Origin of the sequence: Salinivibrio sp. MA607 (genome assembly GCF_001996245.1) — a bacterium.
Lineage (GTDB): Bacteria > Pseudomonadota > Gammaproteobacteria > Enterobacterales > Vibrionaceae > Salinivibrio > Salinivibrio costicola.
Window position 1 is genome coordinate 1 of the sequence record NZ_MUFJ01000013.1, and the last position, 16,948, is coordinate 16,948.

Annotated in this window: 19 protein-coding genes; 3 read left to right on the forward strand and 16 right to left on the reverse strand. The window is 50.7% G+C overall.

Going from position 1 to position 16,948, the window contains the following annotated elements; all coding sequences use genetic code 11:
• The first annotated feature begins 105 nt into the window (after nt 1–105).
• On the forward strand, nt 106–1,458 hold the full coding sequence (locus BZG81_RS07755; protein WP_077677119.1) for an outer membrane protein transport protein: 1,353 nt from the start codon (nt 106–108) through the stop codon (nt 1,456–1,458).
• Between the two features lie 110 nt (nt 1,459–1,568).
• Here the strand turns inward: BZG81_RS07755 and BZG81_RS07760 are convergent, their stop codons facing one another.
• From BZG81_RS07760 to ccmA, 10 genes are all read right to left on the reverse strand, one after another.
• Nucleotides 1,569–2,327, reverse strand: coding sequence for an MlaA family lipoprotein (locus BZG81_RS07760; protein WP_021023094.1), 759 nt, complete (start codon nt 2,325–2,327; stop codon nt 1,569–1,571).
• 74 nt (nt 2,328–2,401) lie between these two features.
• Entirely contained in the window at nt 2,402–3,613 is a 1,212-nt protein-coding gene (gene ccmI, locus BZG81_RS07765) for a c-type cytochrome biogenesis protein CcmI (protein ID WP_077677120.1), read from the reverse strand.
• Nucleotides 3,610–4,134, reverse strand: a complete 525-nt coding sequence (locus BZG81_RS07770; protein ID WP_021023092.1) for a cytochrome c-type biogenesis protein — start codon at nt 4,132–4,134, stop codon at nt 3,610–3,612. Before BZG81_RS07770 ends, ccmI begins: the two co-directional genes overlap by 4 nt.
• On the reverse strand, nt 4,131–4,682 hold the full coding sequence (locus BZG81_RS07775) for a DsbE family thiol:disulfide interchange protein (protein ID WP_077677121.1): 552 nt from the start codon (nt 4,680–4,682) through the stop codon (nt 4,131–4,133). The genes BZG81_RS07770 and BZG81_RS07775 overlap by 4 nt, the downstream gene beginning before the upstream one ends.
• The gene (locus BZG81_RS07780; protein ID WP_077677122.1) at nt 4,679–6,652 is read right to left on the reverse strand and encodes a heme lyase CcmF/NrfE family subunit; all 1,974 of its coding nucleotides are present in this window, start codon (nt 6,650–6,652) and stop codon (nt 4,679–4,681) included. Before BZG81_RS07780 ends, BZG81_RS07775 begins: the two co-directional genes overlap by 4 nt.
• Nucleotides 6,649–7,134: a cytochrome c maturation protein CcmE gene (gene ccmE / locus BZG81_RS07785; RefSeq protein WP_021023089.1), complete on the reverse strand. Its 486-nt coding sequence runs from the start codon at nt 7,132–7,134 to the stop codon at nt 6,649–6,651. Before ccmE ends, BZG81_RS07780 begins: the two co-directional genes overlap by 4 nt.
• Nucleotides 7,131–7,337 carry a heme exporter protein CcmD gene (gene ccmD, locus BZG81_RS07790; RefSeq protein WP_021023088.1) on the reverse strand — a complete coding sequence of 69 codons (207 nt, stop codon included), beginning with the start codon at nt 7,335–7,337 and terminating at the stop codon, nt 7,131–7,133. Before ccmD ends, ccmE begins: the two co-directional genes overlap by 4 nt.
• Nucleotides 7,337–8,074 (reverse strand): heme ABC transporter permease, encoded by a 738-nt coding sequence (locus BZG81_RS07795; protein ID WP_077460321.1) that lies wholly within the window; start codon nt 8,072–8,074, stop codon nt 7,337–7,339. Before BZG81_RS07795 ends, ccmD begins: the two co-directional genes overlap by 1 nt.
• Nucleotides 8,075–8,102: 28 nt before the next feature.
• On the reverse strand, nt 8,103–8,771 hold the full coding sequence (gene ccmB, locus BZG81_RS07800; RefSeq protein WP_077460320.1) for a heme exporter protein CcmB: 669 nt from the start codon (nt 8,769–8,771) through the stop codon (nt 8,103–8,105).
• Nucleotides 8,768–9,385, reverse strand: coding sequence for a cytochrome c biogenesis heme-transporting ATPase CcmA (gene ccmA / locus BZG81_RS07805; protein WP_077669125.1), 618 nt, complete (start codon nt 9,383–9,385; stop codon nt 8,768–8,770). The genes ccmB and ccmA overlap by 4 nt, the downstream gene beginning before the upstream one ends.
• 121 nt (nt 9,386–9,506) lie before the next feature.
• On the opposite strand from ccmA, the gene BZG81_RS07810 reads away from it, so the two are divergent.
• Entirely contained in the window at nt 9,507–10,310 is an 804-nt protein-coding gene (locus tag BZG81_RS07810) for a hypothetical protein (protein ID WP_077677123.1), read from the forward strand.
• Entirely contained in the window at nt 10,310–10,636 is a 327-nt protein-coding gene (locus tag BZG81_RS07815; RefSeq protein WP_021023083.1) for an EscU/YscU/HrcU family type III secretion system export apparatus switch protein, read from the forward strand. The genes BZG81_RS07810 and BZG81_RS07815 overlap by 1 nt, the downstream gene beginning before the upstream one ends.
• A gap of 3 nt (nt 10,637–10,639) precedes the next feature.
• Here the strand turns inward: BZG81_RS07815 and BZG81_RS07820 are convergent, their stop codons facing one another.
• From BZG81_RS07820 to BZG81_RS07845, 6 genes are read right to left on the reverse strand one after another with little or no spacing between them, the layout of a single operon-like run.
• Entirely contained in the window at nt 10,640–11,074 is a 435-nt protein-coding gene (locus BZG81_RS07820; protein WP_021023082.1) for a DUF2802 domain-containing protein, read from the reverse strand.
• Nucleotides 11,074–11,562, reverse strand: a complete 489-nt coding sequence (locus BZG81_RS07825) for a chemotaxis protein CheW (protein WP_021023081.1) — start codon at nt 11,560–11,562, stop codon at nt 11,074–11,076. The genes BZG81_RS07820 and BZG81_RS07825 overlap by 1 nt, the downstream gene beginning before the upstream one ends.
• A 34-nt stretch (nt 11,563–11,596) precedes the next feature.
• Nucleotides 11,597–12,778, reverse strand: a complete 1,182-nt coding sequence (locus BZG81_RS07830; RefSeq protein ID WP_077677124.1) for a chemotaxis protein CheW — start codon at nt 12,776–12,778, stop codon at nt 11,597–11,599.
• Nucleotides 12,765–13,547 (reverse strand): ParA family protein, encoded by a 783-nt coding sequence (locus BZG81_RS07835; RefSeq protein ID WP_077460316.1) that lies wholly within the window; start codon nt 13,545–13,547, stop codon nt 12,765–12,767. Before BZG81_RS07835 ends, BZG81_RS07830 begins: the two co-directional genes overlap by 14 nt.
• A gap of 10 nt (nt 13,548–13,557) precedes the next feature.
• Complete coding sequence (locus BZG81_RS07840) at nt 13,558–14,694, reverse strand: protein-glutamate methylesterase/protein-glutamine glutaminase (protein WP_021023078.1); 1,137 nt, start codon at nt 14,692–14,694, stop codon at nt 13,558–13,560.
• Between the two features lie 18 nt (nt 14,695–14,712).
• The gene (locus BZG81_RS07845; protein WP_077677125.1) at nt 14,713–16,947 is read right to left on the reverse strand and encodes a chemotaxis protein CheA; all 2,235 of its coding nucleotides are present in this window, start codon (nt 16,945–16,947) and stop codon (nt 14,713–14,715) included.
• Between the last annotated feature and the right edge of the window lies 1 nt (nt 16,948).

Genomic DNA, 16,948 nt, shown 5'->3' on the forward strand with positions numbered 1-16,948 from the left:
TTACAAATTATTATTTTATTTTAATCCATTTTGGCAGCGCTAAATTGATTTGCGCGCACGAGCTTTTACTCTAGGCCTCCCTTTAAACCGCGAACAAGTAAGCAGATGAAAAATAATAAGATCGTTTATCTCGCCGTTGCCACCGCACTCGGCTCGCTTTCCACCACCGCCCACAGCGCGGGTTTTCAGTTAGCAGAAACCTCAGCAACCGGCCTTGGCCGTGCCTTTGCCGGTGAAGCCGCAATGGCCGATAACGCCAGTGCGCAATTTCGCAACCCTGCCCTGCTCAGCTATTTGGCGGACACCCAGGTATCAGCGGGTGGCATCTACGTGAACCCCAATGTCGATATTGATGGCACGAATACAAACACTTCAGGCAAAAAGACGGCGACATCAACCGATGATGTCGCCCATGATGCCGTGATCCCTAACTTTTACTTTTCGCATCAACTCGACGACCGCTTGACCGCGGGCATCGCGCTGGCCACCAACTTTGGCATGGAAACCGATTTAGGCAACGACTTTACCGGCACCCAGTTTGGTAACGAAGCGGCAGTCACTACTTTTGAAATCAACCCAAACCTTGCCTGGAAGGCCACCGACCAGTTGCGTATTGGCGCCGGTATCCGTTATGTGCTGGGGGAAGGCAGTATTGGGGCGAAAAGCAGTAAAGAGACCGATCTATCTGGTAAATATGGCAAACCCATCGGATCTGTGGTTATTCCAACAGGAACAACGCTTAAATATATGGAAGGCGATGATCGTGCCTGGGGCTGGCAATTGGGTGCCGTGTACGACATCAATGACAAGCACCGTGTCGGTTTTAATTACCGTTCCGAAGTGAACCTCACGCTGGATGGGCATGCTGAGGGGTTAACCTACAATATAAACCCCAATGGCTCAGGCTCCCCCCTAAGCAATACACACTACGCGGGCAGTATGGATCTTACTCTCCCCGCCACCGCCGAGCTCTCGTCGTTACATCAGCTGACTGAGCAGTGGGCGGTACACACCAGCATTAACTGGACCGAGTGGAGCAGCTTTGACAAGTTAGAGGCAGATATTCCATCGCTGTCTAGTGACCCACAAATGGTCAAAGTCGAAAACTGGGAAGATAACTACCGCTTTGCGATCGGCACCACGTATCAGTGGGATCAACAGCTAACACTGCGCTCAGGCATTGCCTATGACACCTCGGCAGTCAGTGATCAAAACCGTACCTTGACCATCCCAGAAACCGATCGTACCTGGTTAAGCCTGGGTGCTGGCTATGAGATGACGCCACAGCTCACCCTAGACGCGGCCTTTACCTATGTCTTTGCCAAAGATGCCTCGGTAAAAGAGCCGCGTGACGGGATCACGTCGGATAAAGGCGGTTCTGCGTTCGGTGGTGACTTTGAGGGTGAGACCACCGGTAATGTGTGGTTAGTCGGCGTGCAGGCCAGCTATCGTTTTTAAGTGCTAGACCAATAAACGCTCGCCAGTCGATGCGAGTGATTAAATAAAAACACCACGGTGTCGCCGTGGTGTTTTTTGATCACGCTTGTCCTCAACGAGTTCACGTTAACTTACGGTGCAGCGTCGATATCATCGATAAAGTCATCGAGAAACTCATCATTCAAGGCCGGTTGTTGCTCTAACGCCTCGTCCCCTTTGGCACGATAGCGACGATTTTGTAGATAAGCCTCACGCGCAAACGCATAAGGGTCTGGCGAGTTGTCCAGCTGTGATTCTTGCGATACCAAGGCCGCTCGTGATTCCATGCCATCAAACATCCACTTTAACGCCGACTGCGGCAACGTCAGTAATGCCAGTGGCGGGTATAAGCCATCGACCACTTCACCGGCACCTTCTCTGACCGACGTAGGACCATAACCCGGCAGCATAATATAGGCGCCCGTACCGACATCATAGTGCCCCATCGCATCGCCAAACTCACGTTGGTCGTATTGCTGAATATCGGCTGCAGAGGCGATATCAATTAAGCCACCCAAGCCAAACAAGGTGTTAATCCAAAAGCGATTAAAATGGGTGACCGCTTTTTCGCCCTCTAGCATCAGCACGCTATTTAAAAAACTGGCTGGCTCTTCTAGGTTACCCAAAAAATTGGAAATCCCGGTGCGCATTGGGCTCGGCACATAATCGACGTAGGCGATCGAAACCGGACGCGCAACATAGGGATCAAGGTAATCGTAATTTACCGTCCACATCGCACGGTTAAATCCTTCTAATGGATCATCGGGGTGCGGCTCGGCACCCGGTGGGCGTGACGCACACCCTGCGACAAGACCTAATATAAGCGCCATTAAACACAGACGTTTCCACATCAAATGGGATTCCTCTATAAAATGAAAGGCTGGGAATGCCCAGCCTTAGTAACAATCTGTCTATTTTGTCTTGGTTACTGCTGTTTGTCGATAACCAGTTCAACCCCTTCGCTTAAGACCACCGGATCACTGACACCCACCCAGTCGCCTTGCTTAGTCGCGACATTGCCATCTCGGTCAATACGCGCTTTGATCACCACGCTATCAAGCGAGGAAAGTGCCTGCACCGGGTTCAAACTATCGCTATCAGCCAAGGCCAGTGAAACCGGAAACTTAGACAGTGGGAGACGCTTAGCGGCAATCGGCATCGCTGCCTCAGCCGATGCATGCGCGGAAATGATCAGCACGCCATCCTCGGGTAATTCAACCTGCTCCCCCAGTTTCACCGTGATCGCTATCTTGGCTCCTGCGGCACTGTTGAGGGCTAGCTGGGCACGGGCAATCGACTGATCAAGGGTTTGGTTACGCGGATCGTCTTTGCCAATCAAGGTTTTCATCGCATTCCAAGTCGCGATGGCATCTTGATAACGGCCTTGCTCGAACGCCTGGTAGGCCAGTAACGACATCGCCTGTAGATTAAAGGGATCGTCTTTCACTACAGATTTTAATAAATTCTGCGCTCGGGCACTGTCTGCCTCATCACCTGCAAACAGCAAGGCTTGCGCCAACCCCACTTGAATATCGGATTGCGAGGGTGCCAAGGCATAAGCTTTTTCCATCGCCCCTTTGGCGGTTTCGCCATCCCGATTGGCCAAGCCAATGCGTCCGAGCAACAACCAACCGGTACTGTCTTGCGGCTCGTGCTGCAAGCGGGTCCGCAACGCCAAGGTAAGATCTTGCATCTCTTGCTGAGTTAATGGCTTCTCGCCCTCGAGTAACCGCTTTGATAGCTCGGGCAACTGTTTGGCGGTTTGCTGCCACTGCGCGACCTGATTCGCACTCCCTTCGATGCCATATAACCCAAAACTCACTATCGCAAGCACAATAAGCCCCGGCACCCATTGCATTGGCGTTAAGCGCAAATGACGAGCCTGCTTAGCTTTTTCTTTTTCAGGGATATCGTCCAACAAGGATTGTTGCAAATCCTGCGTTAGGTCCTGCTCATTATCAATCAGCCCTTCGGCACCCTCAGACTGGATTTCTTCAACCCGGTCATAATAAAAGGCTTTGTTAAGTGCATCCCGGCTGGCTTGATGGTCGTGTTCGCTTTTTTGCCAAAGGGGCCAGAGAAACATCACCGCGCCAAGTACAAAAAACACCAAGGTGGCGCCCCAAAACTCAATCATTTTGGCTCCTTTTTCTGTTCGGTTGATCCATGCTCAGCGGATACTTTAGGCTCTGCGTCGGTCGCTTTTTCTGAAGCTAATAACGCATCAAGCCGTTGTTGTTCTTCATCACTGAACGCCTCATTCAGCGTTTGCTTGGCTCGGCGACTGCGCACAACCATCAACCCAAGCCCCGTGAACATGACCAGTGCAGGCGCAAGCCATAAAACTATGGTGGAGGCAGTCAATGGCGGATTATAGGTCACAAAATTGCCATAGCGTGCAATCATAAAGCTGCGAATTTCATCGTCAGTACGCCCTTGCTGCAGCATTTGATGGACTTTTTGCCGTAAGTCTTGCGCCAATTCGGCATTGGAATCAGCAATGCTATTGTTCTGACACTTAGGACACCGTAATTCACTGGTGAGGGCGCGAAAACGCGCCTCTTGTTTGGCCGAATCAAACTGATAGACATCAATCGCATTGGCAAATGCTAAGGTCGCACCGGCCCACAATAGGACAATCATGATCACTTTTTTCACGATCCCTCCTCCTGCAATGCGTTAAATTTAGGCTTCAAGGTGTCTTGCCAATTACGTGCGTTAACATCCCCCACGTGCCGGTATTGAATGATACCGTTGGCATCGATCAAAAAGGTTTCTGGCGCGCCATATACCCCTAAATCAAGCCCTAGCATGCCATCGCCATCGTACAGACTGATCTGGTAAGGATTGCCAAGATTATTCAGCCATTTTACCGCTTTGCCGCGATCATCTTTGTAGTTGAGTCCAATGATTTTGACCCCTTGCGACGCCAGTTTATTGAGAAACTGATGCTCGGCATAACAGGTAGGGCACCAAGTCGCCCATACGTTTAACAGTAAAGGCTCACCATTAAAAATAGCCTGGTCATACACTTTGCCCGGCGTTTGCAAATCTTCGAGATGAAAAGCGGGCACCGGCTTGCCCACTAATACCGATTCAAGCTTGGTGGGATCGTCTCCTTGCGCATTTTTATCGAGCTGGGCGACGAAAAAGCCAGCGAGAGCAACAAAGGCAAGTAACGGGAGAAACCACAGTAACTTCTTCATCCTTTCGCCTCCGATGTCGCAGTTGATGAGATCGATTTACGACGAAAGCGGTAGCGCTTATCACTGATCGCTAACGCGCCACCAAGCGACATCACGATGGCACCAAACCAAATCCAACGGACAAAAGGTTTATAATAAAGCCGCATCGCCCAAGCGCCATCCGGCAATTCTTCACCCATAGCAATGTAGAGATCTCGGGTTAAACCGCGATCGATGGTTGCTTCTGTCATCATCGAACTCTGAACCGAATAAAAACGCTTTTCTGCTTCTAAATGATTGATAAAGCGCTCGCCATGGTACACATCAAAGGATGCCACATAAGCTTGATAGTTCGGTCCTTGCTTTTCCGACAAGTCAGTAAAGTTAAAGGTATACCCTTGCAGCGTGACACTGCTTCCTGGCGCCATTTTAACGTCACGTTCAATATCATAATTTTCCACCATGGCCACACCGATGATGGTAATGGCTAAGCCAATGTGTCCCAACACCATCGCCCAATGACTGCGCCCTAACTTTTTGATCCCGACACGGAATGGATGCCGATGCGTGGCGCGTAAATGTAGCTCATAGCCATGCAAGAAGGTAATCCACAACGCCATGGTGACCCCCATGGCCGCCATCGCTTTAAAGCTATCAGCCAATAAGGCAATGGACCCAATCCCCAAAGCGACCGCCGCGATCCCGCTTGCGAGCATGGGTTTGGCGAGAGTGGAAAGCTTATCGCGCTTCCAACGGATTAAGGGGCCAATCCCTAAGAAAAAGGCGAAAGGCAGCATTAGCCATGCGAACAAAAAGTTAAAGAAAGGTTCGCCAATAGAGACCGATCCTAACCCAATTTGTTTGTGCACCAAGGGAAGCAAGGTGCCGATTAAGACTATCACCAACGCGGTCATCAACAAGGTATTGTTAACCAACAAAGCGTTCTCGCGTGAAATGAGCGACACCTTGGTGTTCCCTCGAATTTCTGAGGCGCGCAACGCATAGAGCAACAATGAACCACCAATCACCACCACCAGGAAGCCAAGAATAAATAGCCCTCGCGCCGGATCGGACGCAAAAGAATGTACCGAGACCAAGACGCCTGAGCGCACTAGGAAAGTACCTAACAAGCTTAATGAGAATGCGGATATCGCCAATAATACGGTCCAGGCTTTAAAGGTGCCCCGTTTTTCGGTCACTGCCAGCGAGTGCATTAATGCCGTCCCAGCAAGCCACGGCATAAACGACGCGTTTTCGACCGGATCCCAAAACCACCAGCCTCCCCAGCCCAGTTCGTAATACGCCCACCAGGAGCCAAGTGCGATCCCAAGGGTAAGAAATAGCCAAGCGGCCGTAGTCCAAGGTCGTGACCAACGCGCCCAGGCGGTATCTAAGCGACCGGCCAACAATGAGCCAATCGCAAAAGCAAACGCAACCGAGAAGCCCACATAACCCATATACAAAATCGGTGGGTGGACAATAAGTCCTGGGTCTTGCAGCAATGGGTTTAAATCACGCCCGTCGACAGGAAAGTAAGGTAAGGTGCGATCAAAGGGATTGGACGTTAGAATAATAAAGAGTAAAAAACCAACCGAAATCATCCCCATGACGGCTAAAACGCGCGCGACAGAGGACAGCGGCATGCCGCGACTAAACACAGCCACCGCTACCGTCCACAGTGCTTGCACCAACACCCAAAGTAATAATGAGCCCTCGTGAGCGCCCCATACCGCAGTGAGGCGATAGTACCAAGGCAGTGCACTGTTGGAGTTACTGGCGACGTAAGCTACCGTAAAGTCATTGGTGTAAAAGGCCCAACTCAAGGCGATAAAAGAAAACAGCAACATGGCAAACATTCCCACAGACAGTGGTCGTGCCATTTTCATCATGCCTTCATGCCCTTTACTCGCCCCATAGAGGGGATAAAAACTTAAAAGTAGCGCCAGCCCCAGGGCGAGGATTAACGCATAATGCCCGAGCTCAACAATCATAACTGACTACCTTGTTTTTGCTCCTCGGTGTATTCAAGTGGCTGATGGTTTTTCTCCATCGCCTCCGCGATTTCTGGCGGCATATATTCTTCATCGTGCTTAGCCAGTACTTCACTCGCTTTCACCGTACGCGAATCAACAAGTACCCCTTGCGCGACAATGCCTTGTCCTTCTCGAAATAAGTCCGGCAAGATCCCCTCATAGGTCACAGTGACGGCAGGGCCTACATCGGCGACATCAAACTGAATTTGCAAAGACTCCTGATCGCGTTTCACCGAGCCTTCTACCACCATACCGCCAATACGAAGACGCTGACCGACTGTTGGCTTGGTCCCATCGGGTTTGCCTTGCACGATTTCAGTGGGGGTATAGAACAAGTCCATATTCTGATTCAAGGCGTAAACAACGAGCCCAATCGTGGTCGAGGCGCCAAGAACCAAAGCAAGGGTAATCCACAATCGTTTCTTACGTCGGGGCGTCATAAGGTGTTCTCCAGTGATTGAGCGTCTTTTATTCGCTGCTCTCGTGCGATTTGTTGTTTAACGGCTTGCAGGCGTTTGTTGTGAGTACGGTGATAACCGATAATCAGCGCAATCATCGCACCCGCGGTGATACCAAACGCACTCCACACATAGGCGGCATAGCCCCCCATGGATAAAAACGCACTGATACTATCAAAATGCATTAGTGGTCCTCCGCCAGCGCACGGACCCACGGTCGATGAGACTCACGTAACAAAATTTGATTACGCAGCCCCATCAAGGTCAGGGCGATAAAAAAACAAGCGAAACCCAGCAGGCAAACCAATAGCGGCCATAGCATGCCAGGATCGATAGACGGCCGAGCGAACTTAGTGATGGTGGCGCCTTGATGTAAGGTGTTCCACCACTCTACCGAGAAGTGAATAATAGGAAGATTAATCACGCCGACCATGGCTAAAATACCGGCGGCTTGTGAGGCGGTACGCGCATCGTCGAACGCGTTGTAAAGCGCCATCACACCGATATAAAGGAACAGCAAAATCAACTCAGACGTGAGTCGGGCATCCCAGACCCACCAGGCGCCCCACATCGGCTTACCCCAAATTGCGCCGGTCACCAACGCTATAAAGGTAAAAACGGCCCCAACAGGCGCAATGGCACCCACGGCCCAGTCGGCCATTTTAATCTGCCAGACTCGACCGATAAAAGCGGCTATCGCCATTGACATATATGCACCCATCGACCAGATTGCGGCCGGCACGTGGATATAGATAATGCGAAAACTATCGCCTTGTTGATAATCTGCGGGCGCGAACGCCAGCCCCCATATATTTCCGATCATTAAGCTCAGCCCAGCCAGCACGGCAAACCAAGGGAGCAAAGTCCCACAGAGCCGATAACTCACTTCAGGTTTTGCGTAAGGGTGAAGCCACTTCCACATGACAATTGCTCTACTTCCTGATTAATAATTAATTCACGCTCACACGCAACGCGGCGGCGATAGCAAATGGCGCCAAGGTGACCGATCCCACCAACATGGCGCCAAGAATAGCCAGTTGCCCACTGATGTCTGCCCCTAATGCGGCCATATCAATCGCTGAGGTCGCAAAAATCAGTACAGGGATATAAAGAGGGAGGATCAATAGGCTCAACAAGACGCCGCCTTTACGTAACCCAACGGTTAGCGCCACGCCAATAGCGCCAACAAAACTCAGTGTTGGAGTCCCCAATAACAAGGTTAAGACCACCGCTTGGTAACTAGTGCTATCTAATGACAGCAACAACGCCAGTACCGGGCTCACAAGCAGCAAAGGCAACCCCGTTAACAACCAGTGTGCAATCACTTTGGCGATCACCAACACAGGTAAAGGGACAGGCATCAGCATCATCTGCTCTAATGAGCCGTCCAGATAATCGTCGCGAAAAAGCCGCTCTAAGGATAATAATGCAGAGAGCAAGGCCGCGACCCAGATCACACCAGGAGCAATTTTCTGCAGTAATTGCGGGCCAGGCCCTACCCCTAATGGAAATAAGGTAATCACGATAATGAAAAACCATAATGGATTGAGACTGTCAGCAGGCTGACGGAAGGCCACTTTTAGCTCTCGGCGAATGGTCAACCACATGGCTTGGATCATTGGGCCCCCAAACGAATACGACGCAGCAAAGGATGGTCGACAAACATATCTTGATGCGTGGTGAACAATACAATGCCACCTTGGTTCACATGCCGCTCGAACACAGCTTCAAGCACCTTCACGCCCTGTTTATCAATCGCAGTTAACGGCTCATCGAGAATCCACAATCGACGGTCGGTAAGCCACAAACGCGCCAATGCTACGCGTCGATTTTGACCCGCTGATAGTTGTCCAGCGGGAATATCTTCGCGCCCAGCCAGGCCGACTTTAGCCAAGGCTTGCCAAATCGCATCACTGTCATAGCTGCCATGGATTTGCATCGCATGAGAGAGATTCTCAAAGGCGGTTAGTTCGCGTTTCACCCCGGGGGTATGCCCTAAAAAGAGAAGATTACGATAAAACACGTCGCGCTGTTGGGTAATCGTCTGCTGCTGCCAACAGACCTCTCCGCTATCCGCTAAGCCTAGACCCGCGATAATACGTAATAGCGTGGTTTTGCCTGCCCCGTTTGGTCCCTCAACTTGAACAAGATCACCCGGAGACAGAGAGAATGTCAGCGCATCAAACAACACTCGATCATCACGAACACAGCACAGCTGTTTCACTTCCAACATGACAAATGTTGCATCCTGCTTTGTGTTACAAAAGTGGACGCATAGTATCACAATGGTCAAAATGACTGTTAGTTACCATAGGGTTGCAAAGTGTGACTCGCGTAAATAATTGTGAGAAACCATGAAGATTGGGCCAACGAATCCACAACAATGGGTGGAAAAACCAGCAGCGCTTGCAAGACCAATGACACGTCAGATAGACAGTCGTGCACTGACGCAGGCGCAATTTACGTTGCTAACCGGTCAGTCCCAGGCCTCCCTCTCCGGAGTGCTGGCTCAGTTACACCTATTGCCCGCGTTGACCGCCACTATCCAGCAACAGCCTGCCGCGACACAAACGCTGATGCAATCGTTGCTGTCATTGTGGACGTTACCGAGTCGCTCACACGACCTGAACCCGGATAAAATCGCCGAATGGCTGTCACAACGCCCCGCAGATAAATTAATGGCGACGTTACTGCGCCAATGGCTGACACCACAATCTGAAGGCGACGGTATGAAGGGCGTATTGCGATTAATGGCCGAACAGCGGGTCGCTGAATCGGCTCGCCCGGGAGAGTGGCAATGGGTGCTGCCCTTTTCCGACCCCCAGCAACCCCCTATTCGGGTAAACGCGCGTCGATGCGGGGCTCAAGATTCATCGGAGTCGGCACCAAACCTAAGCTGGCAAATTCGACTTTATCTTCCCGTTGGCCGCCAATTTATTCGTGCGGATGTCGACGTCTCAGATGTCGAGAATAAAATAACGCTAACCGCCCCGACACACGCACTCCAGCAGCGAATTTATCAAACGGTTGATTGGCTTAATGACCGACTCGCTCAGCAAGCCATTACGATGAAGATCGGTGTTAGTGATAAAGTAGAAACCGTCACACCGAATACAGCCGAAGTGCCACCAGGGGCCGGCATTTCAGTGAGGGTATAATGATGAAAAGTGAGAAAGGTGGCAAAGGTAAGAAAGGTGAAAAACGTGCTATCGCGCTTGGATATGATGGTTATAACGCTCCGACGGTTCAAGCCAAAGCGTCTAACCAACTCGCGCATGAACTCATTGAAGCACTTAATGAACAAGGCTGCCTAATTCACGAAGATGCTCACCTGCTCGCGTGGTTAGAAAAGCTTGAAAAGGGGGATGAAATCCCGCCGATTCTTTACCAAGTGATAGCAGAGTTGATTGCTTATGCGTGGGTGTTGGAAGGAAAAACCCCACCAGGCTGGCACGAGCATAAGCCAATCAATACGCAGGTATAAAGACTAGCGTTGCTGATTGGCCGCTTGACGCTTACGTAAACTCAGTAAAAGCTCAGCCTCGGCTTTAGGGAGATCACATTCTTGCATCAGTTCATCCACATCGGCACCGAGGTCGACCATTTTGCTCGCACGGCTATATAAGCGGCTACCTGAATCGTGCATCTCCAGCTCGACGTGCTTTTCCAGTAGATCGTCGACATTGGCAGATAAATCCGCCAACTTTTTACCCATACCCATACTACCGGCACGCAATTCATTAAACTGCTTAGCAAGACTGTCATGGCGTTGACGCGCACTTTTTAGCACGGTTTCCATCGCCTGCAACTTGTTCTCTAATCGCTCCCGAGCGCGCTTTTCCGCGCCCAAGCGCCACAAAGTGACGATGGCAAACACCACCGTCACCACAACCGGCAACCAAGTAAGCAGCAGCTCAACCATTACAGCATGGCCATTTCATTCCACTCTTCATCGGTCAATAACTTGTTGAGATCGACCAAGATAAGTAGTTCACCATTACGGTTGCTTACGCCTTGAATAAACTTGGCGCTTTCTTCTGTACCGACGCTCGGCGTGGTATCAATTTCTGATGTTTTCAGATATACCACTTCGGCCACGCTGTCGACCATAATGCCAATGACTTGGGTTTCTGCTTCAATAACAATCACACGCGTATTGTCTGTGACCTCGGCAGAGGCTAAACCAAAGCGAGAGCGTGTGTCGATCACTGTCACGACGTTACCACGCAGATTAATAATACCCAATACATAGTCAGGGGCGCCAGGGACCGGTGCAATTTCGGTATACCGTAATACCTCACGCACCTGCATTACGTTGATGCCGTAGGTCTCTTCTTCAAGCTGAAAAGTAACCCACTGCAATACTTCGTCATTGACGCCTTCTTTTTGAATTTCAGCTACCTGAGACATTGATTTTCCTCTTTACGCGCTGTGTAACTAGTTATTACGCCATCGCTTTGGCGTCAATCCCCTGATTTAACATAGCAATAAATGCTGGGACATGGATCAAAGCACACATTTTCTCTTTGACCATGCCCGCTAGCCAAGGCCTTTTTCCGGCTTGTTTTCGCCAGCGAATGGCCTTTCCACTGAGAGCTTGTGTGCCTAGGAGTTGATCACACGCCAACCCCCACTTACTGTCCCCCAGTATCACAATATAATTATAGTCGTCCCTGTGCTGATTATCTGCCAGTTTTTCTGGCATCACCCAACGAGCAGTATCAACGACATCAAGCTGTTGCTGCTTCTCTGTCTGCAATCCTAGATACCAATCTGGTCGTCCGATCAAACGATTACAGTCTCCGAGTTGATGAATACCACCTAATTCTGCAAGTGGCACGGCATAGGTAACGCCCATACTCTCAAAAAATAATACCTGAAACTCCGCTTCAGTTTCAGCATTTTCCCACTGTGTGGGAGGAATCTCTTCACCGGCTTGAGTGTCAACCTCGACGTCAACGTCCGCCTGTTGTGCTTGCTCCGCCCTGAACGCCTCATCAACACGCACTTCTTCTTGGTCGGACGTAGATACCGTTGCTTCGGACTCGACGGAGATATCTTCGTCGGTCTCGGTCTCGGTCTCGGTCTCGGTCTCGGTCTCGGTCTCGGTCTCGGTCTCGGTCTCGAATGCAGTCTCTACCTCAGGCACAGACTCGTCTACCGTAATCGCGTCTTTTTCTTGTAGGCCCCAATCAGCCATGGTGTAAGTGTCTACCACTGACTCAGACGCTTCTTCAACCAAGGGTTCTGTTGTTTCAGTCGCAATGTCTTGGGCGCGCTCAGTCTCTGTTTGCGTTGAGGTTTCCGCTTGCGCGTCGACTTCAGCTTCTTCATCAATTCTAAGCTGAGCTAACAAACGCTCAACTTCTGCCAGATCGCGCTCTGGCTCGGCATAAGCAACCGGATCGGGCTTCAACGGTGCAGCACTAGGTTGTGGCTTGGGCTGCAAGCGTGGCTGTGTCGGATCATTATCCTCGATCAATGAGGCAGACGACACCCGCGTCACGCCCAAATCGGGTGTGACGGATTGGGAATCGCTTTCCGAGCTGTCACCTAAGTCATCCAGTAGGGCTTCAAAATAGTCATCGAGCGCCTGACCACTGGAGAGGGTGTTATGCTTGTTCATCCTGTTCCAGTCGCTCCAAATAGGTTAATAGCGTTTTGTAAGCAAAGACACCGCGGCAGTTTTTGGCATAGAAAGACGCTGGCATATGTTTGAGGCTCGCATCTCGAAACTTGGTATCAATAGGAACGGCTGACGCCCACACTTGATCACTGTAGCGAATCTTTAACTCTTGCAATGTTTCTAACGAGGCGCGTGTTCGCTTGTCGTACATGGTAGGAATGATGGTGAGATTAAAGTTGGAGCTACGAGATTTTTGCATGATCTGTAACGTCCGCATCATTCGCTCCAGCCCTTTCATGGCCAAAAATTCAGTTTGTACAGGAATTAAAATTCGATGACTCGCCGCTAACGCATTAACCATCATCACACCTAGTATGGGCGGGCAATCAATTAATACATAGTCGTAGTCATCAGAGAGTGCGCTCAACGCCTTCTTTAATACCAGCCCCATGCCACCACGGTTACCCATGACACGATCCAACGTTGCCAGTGACATATGAGCGGGGATCAAATCTATGTTTTCATACTGGGTCTTTAAAATAATCGGTTTGACCGTGTCTTTATTCACGGTCTGTAATTGGAATAAATCAAACAAACTTGCCGGAAGCTGCTCCGAATCAAAATTCAAATACGTCGATAGTGAGGCGTGCGGGTCGGTGTCCACCAGCAGGACACGTTTCTTACGCTCGCTAATCAATCCTGCTAATGTCACTGTGGTGGTTGTCTTACCAACACCGCCCTTTTGGTTGGCGATACTCCAGACTATCAAGCCCCACTCCTTATTTTAAATTCAACTCAACCAGTATGCGCTCGGCAATCCGGTCAAGTGGCAAGTCTTCCGATGAGATGCCCGCTTTGGCGACCGCTTGCGGCATGCCATAAACAACACAACTGTCTTCATCTTGCGCCCAGATCGTCGATCCCGCATTTTTGAGCATGCGTGCACCTTCTCGACCGTCCGCTCCCATGCCTGTTAGCACCATAGATAGGACTTTATCGCCATAGATTTTTGCCGCCGAGCCAAATGTCACATCCACACAGGGTTTGTAATTCATCCGCTCGCCGCCATCAAGAATTTTTAAACGTGCAGCACCCGGCCGACCATCTACCATCATTTGCATGCCACCAGGCGCAAGATAAGCATGACCCGGTTTGAGCATATCGCCATCTTTTGCCTCGGCCACGGTTACCTTACTCAGACCATTTAAACGCTGAGCAAATGCGGCGGTAAATGTCGCTGGCATATGCTGAATTAAGATAATGGGCAGTGGAAAGTTCGCTGGCAGTTTAGTCAGTACCTTTTGTAGCGCAACCGGTCCCCCCGTTGAGGTACCAATTGCCATTAATTGATAGCGCTTACCCGAAGCGGCAAATTTTGCCGGCGCTTTTGCTGAAGACGCCGTACCCGCGGTGGGTCTAGACACCGGACGTGCAGGCGCTCGCACCCCACCCGTCGGTGGTACGGTTTGCTCAGAGCCGGAAGCAGGTGACGGACGTGTAGCGCGACGCATGACCGGGCGCTTACGCGCGATCTCAAGCACGCGCTGCTGGAGTAAGTTCGTTGCCTCATCTCGATTACGCGCGATATCCTCAAACTTTTTGGGAAGAAAATCGAGTGCACCCGCTTCGAGTGCATCTAACGTCGCTTTTGCGCCATCGTGTGTTAGCGATGAGAACATCAAGATAGGTGTTGGCGTTTGCGCCATGATTTGGCGCACCGCTGAAATCCCGTCTAACACCGGCATTTCGACATCCATAGTGATCACGTCTGGCTTAAGTTGCGCGGTTTTTTCAACCGCTTCTTTGCCATTCACCGCACTATCAATCACCTCCATTCTTGGATCAGCGTTGATTATTTCACTCACGCGGCGACGGAAGAAACTTGAATCATCTACCACCAATACTTTTACTGCCATGGGCGTCCTTTTCTCTCATTAACCTGCGTAGTGTTTCAACAGGTTGGGCACATCCAGAATCAGGGCGATATGACCATCACTGGTGATGGTTGCACCCGCCATACCCGGTGTACCTTGCAGCAATTCATCAAGCGGTTTAATCACCACTTCCTCTTGCCCAAATAGGGTATCTACAACAAAGGCAATACGTTGGTGAGCAATTTGTACAATCACCACATGCCCTTTGGTTTTATCAATCTCCGTTGCACGTTTACATAGCCAATCTTGCAAGAAGAAAATCGGGATCGCTTTATCTCGAACAATAAGCGTGAGCTGACCATCAACCGTGTTAGTTCGGGACATATCTAAACTGATGATCTCACTCACGTTGGACAGTGGGAAAGCAAACGGGTTGTCTCCCACGCCAACCATAAGGGTTGGAAGAATCGCAAGGGTTAGCGGTACCTTGATTTCCAGCACTGTGCCTCGGCCCAGCTCAGAGTCGATATTGATCGAGCCATTCAGCTTAGTGATGCCCGTTTTAACTACATCCATCCCAACCCCACGGCCGGAAATGTCGGACACTTCTGTTTTGGTCGAAAAGCCTGGGGCAAAAATAAGATTATATGCCTCACTGTTGCTCAAGCGAGCGGCGGCTTCAGCATCCATCACCCCACGGTTAACCGCGATGCTTTTCAGCTTTTCTGCATCCATACCGCCACCATCATCGGCGATGGTCAGCAAGATATGATCCCCTTCCTGGGAGGCTTTTAAGGTAATGGTACCCACACGTGGTTTGCCTGCTTTTTCACGCTCATCAGGCATTTCAATGCCATGGTCAACCGAGTTACGCACCAAGTGGACCATAGGATCCGCCAAGGCTTCGACAAGGTTTTTGTCGAGATCGGTCTCTTCGCCCTGCATTTCCAAGACAATTTCTTTTTTCAAGCTGCGAGAAAGATCGCGGACAACACGAGGGAAACGACCAAAGACCTTTTTGATCGGTTGCATCCGCGTTTTCATCACCGCGCCTTGCAGATCCGCCGTGACCACATCCAAGTTGGTAACCGCTTTGGCCATGCTCTCATCATTGCTGCTTTGACCTAGGCTGACGAGTCGATTGCGCACTAACACAAGTTCGCCGACCATATTCATAATGCCGTCGAGCGTGGAGGTATTCACCCGAACGGTCTGCTCTTGCTGTGGTGCTGCAGGCGGTTTTTTCTCAGGTGCTTTCTCTACAGCGGCAGGCGCTTTTGCTCCTGCCCCCGCACTTTTAGGTGCTGCTTCTTTGGCGGGTTCTGGCTTGCTCGCTTTTTTAGCCGGCGCAGGATCCGGTTTGGGCTGCGGTTTTGGCTCAGGCTTAGCGTCGACTTTATCTGCATCGGCTTTCGCTTTTTCAGCATCTGCCGCTGGCCCCTTACCTCTACCATGCAAATCATCTAGCAGCTTTTCGAATTCATCATCGTCAATAAAATCATCACCACCCGATGAGGCGGGTTGGCTCGGTGCTGAAGCACTGTTTTCAGCTGCATCATCGCCTGGCTGCGGTGCGGCTGGGCCTTTACCAGAGCCATGCAGATCGTCAAGTAACTTTTCGAATTCATCGTCGGTGATATCACCGCTATCCGCTTCGGTGCTTTCCACCACTTCTGGCTTAGCGGGCGATGATTCATTTGAAGATGTCGGTGCTTTGCCTTCGCCATGAAGCTGATCGAGCAATTTATCGAATTCATCTTCGGTAATTTCATCGACGGAATCACCGCTTATCGCACCTTCGTCTTGTGCCGGTGTCGCATCGTTTTGCGGCTCTGGCTCAGCAGTCGGTGCTGGCTCAGGTTCTGGCTCCGGTTCTGGCTCTGCGGGTACTTCCTCGTCTTCGCTTGCCGGTTTGGCATAACGGTGAAGCGCTTCCAACAGTGTGGGATCTGCGATAACAGGCTCTTCACGATTTTGCACGGCAGAAAATTGGTCATTAACGGTATCCAATGCCTGCAAAATGGTGTCCATCACGTCGGACGTCAACTCACGGCCACGATTACGCAAATTATCAAAAACGTTTTCGGCACCATGGCAAGTGTCAACTAAGGCATTGAGGCCAAGAAAGCCTGCCCCACCTTTTACGGTATGGAACCCTCGGAAGATACTGTTCAATAAGTCTGCGTCATCAGGGGCACGCTCCAAATCGACCAATTGCTCAGACATTTGTTCGAGGATTTCCCCCGCTTCAATCAAAAAGTCCTGAAGGATTTCTTCATCCATCTCAAAGCTCATA